Source organism: Vibrio sp. 10N.222.46.A1, from assembly GCF_041473595.1.
GTDB classification, from domain to species: Bacteria; Pseudomonadota; Gammaproteobacteria; order Enterobacterales; family Vibrionaceae; genus Vibrio; species Vibrio tasmaniensis_A.
Genome location: NZ_JBFRSN010000999.1, coordinates 1 through 2304 on the forward strand (window position 1 = coordinate 1; position 2304 = coordinate 2304).

The following is a 2304-nucleotide window of genomic DNA, read 5'->3' on the forward strand; positions in this document are numbered from 1 at the left end:
CTTACCCAGTAGTGGATATGGCCAACAGGGTTGAGGAAGAATAATGAAACATCACCCATGGTTTGAGAGCCCATCACTTCGCCACCTGAAGCAACAATGTCTTGCTCTGCTTCTAGCATCATTTCACCGACAACAGCCCCAAAGAATGGTGTAATAAAGATATCTTGCCATGAAGGTACTTCAGCAAACGCTTCTACGCCGTATTCCCAGAAAAATGTCGACATTGTCCAAGAGTATAAGAAAGACTCAAACTCGTCATAACCAGCATGTCGAGCTGCGGTGTAGTAAACACCGCCGAAATACGGATGCATTACGTAGTTTAGGAAGTGCTCATCACGGTCCCATACAGGGCCTTCAGAAACGTTATCTTTCCATTTTTTACCTAGTGCACTGATATCACGCTGGTCATCATCCCACTTAGTGATGCTTTCCGGTAAAAGCGTCATGAGGCCAACGGTTGCGACACTTAAACCAAGAATGGTATAAGTTTGGCCCATGAGGTAATCCCAATCTTTGCCATCGCTAACGGTAAGGTAGAGTGGTTGTTTTTCGATCGTTAAATCATATTGGTCGCTTGTTTCGCTTAGCGCATAATTGTTACTAGGCTTATAGGTGTACAAGCTTTCATTAACACAGTAATCTTGAGCGCATTCATCCGAATAAGAAAGGTTGATTGGTTGGTCGAAGTCGTATTGGCTTGCAACCGAGTTAACTGACATTAGCATTGTAAATGCAGCAGTAACCTTCGTTAGTAACGGTGATTTGGCCACAAGGGTCTCCATGAGAAGTTAATAATTGATCCGAGTCACAATTATCTATTAAATGCTTAGTTTAGGGAACTAATAATTTATTGCTTTTCCTAAGAAAACCTTAGATTAAGCATTAGTAATATTTGTGAAAAGGTGAATGACTCAAACTCAACCTTAGACTAGTTTGTAAATAATGCCGTGTCTTTTAATGGCCACAAGGGATATAAATATGACGAAAATCGCAATGTTAAGCACTGGTGAAGAAGTTCTTCATGGGGACATTGTCGACACAAACGCAGCTTGGATGTCTGCTGAGTTTTATCAGCACGGCTTTGCTTTGGCAAAGCGTTCAACTGTGGGCGATCAAATGAACGCTCTGATCGAAGAACTGCTGATGCTGAGCTTCAACTATGATGTGGTTATCGTCAATGGTGGTTTGGGGCCGACAACTGATGATATGAGTGCGGCGGCTGCGGCTGCGGCCTCAGATCAAAAGCTTGTCATGTTCCCTGAGTGGCTGACTCGTATGGAAGAGATGTTCTCTGGACGTGGTATGCCGATGCCTGACAGTAACCTTAAGCAAGCTTTATTACCCGCGAGTTCAGAGATTGTTGATAATCCTGTGGGTACGGCTTGCGGCTTCAAGCTGAAAATCAACGATGCGACTTTCTATTTCACTCCTGGTGTACCGAGTGAATTCAAACGTATGGTGACGTTTGAGATTCTTCCTGACTTGTCGCGTACCTACCCTCAAGTGGTTGCCTCTGAATGCAGTCGATTGTTTACGTTTGGTTTGTCTGAATCGGGTATCTCGGATGTGTTAGACCAGCTTAAGCTTCCAGCAGGCTATGAACTTGGCTACCGCTCTTATCTGCCTTTTATTGAGGTCAAACTGTTTGGTCCTAAGGCAGACTTAGAAACTCGCGTTAAGCTTCTGCAAATGGTTTACAAGCTGCTAGAGAGTAATGTCGTGAGCGTTGATGAGCCAATGATTGACCATATTGGACACATCATGGCGGAAAAAAAGAAGACGTTATCTGTATCTGAAGTGTCGACCAAAGGCGCCCTATCAGCGTGGCTGCAATTGAATGAGCAGGTTGAAGATTGCTTTGGGCATTCATGGGTCATGGCTGAGCCAAAAGAGAGCGAACTTGAAAAGAGTGATCCATTAGCCGCAACCTTTGCACTGGCTGGCGCTACAAGAGAGAAGTGCGGTACAGAACTGGCTTTGGTTACTGGTAAATTAGAAGGCAACACATTCAGCGTCGCATTGTCGACTGAAGCAGGAGAGTGGGGGCAGGTGCTTGAGTTTTATCGTCAGTACTCACGCGAAGACCAACGCAACGTGATTAAGACCGTTGCCGCCGATATGCTGAGAAGGCATCTAGACAACAAACCGATGTTTGGTACTTACTCTTCGGTTAAGCGATTGAAAGACATGTTTATTCCTAAAGCGGTACTATAAAACCAAGTCAACGCTATAAAGTCCAAGTTAAAGCTATAAAGCTATATATGTAATAAATCATATACATCAATAAAGCCGAGTTGGTGCAAT

The 2304-nt window shown here is 44.0% G+C and carries 2 protein-coding genes; one reads left to right on the top strand and one right to left on the bottom strand.

The window, feature by feature from the left end:
• Positions 1-770 (bottom strand): DUF3943 domain-containing protein (locus AB4496_RS23020; protein WP_372132095.1); only part of this gene is annotated, 770 nt, incomplete at its 3' end.
• Between the two features lie 208 nt (positions 771-978).
• Between AB4496_RS23020 and AB4496_RS23025 the strand changes: the two genes are divergently transcribed.
• The gene (locus AB4496_RS23025) at positions 979-2214 is read left to right on the top strand and encodes a CinA family nicotinamide mononucleotide deamidase-related protein (RefSeq protein WP_102250188.1); all 1236 of its coding nucleotides are present in this window, start codon (positions 979-981) and stop codon (positions 2212-2214) included.
• Positions 2215-2304: the final 90 nt, after the last annotated feature.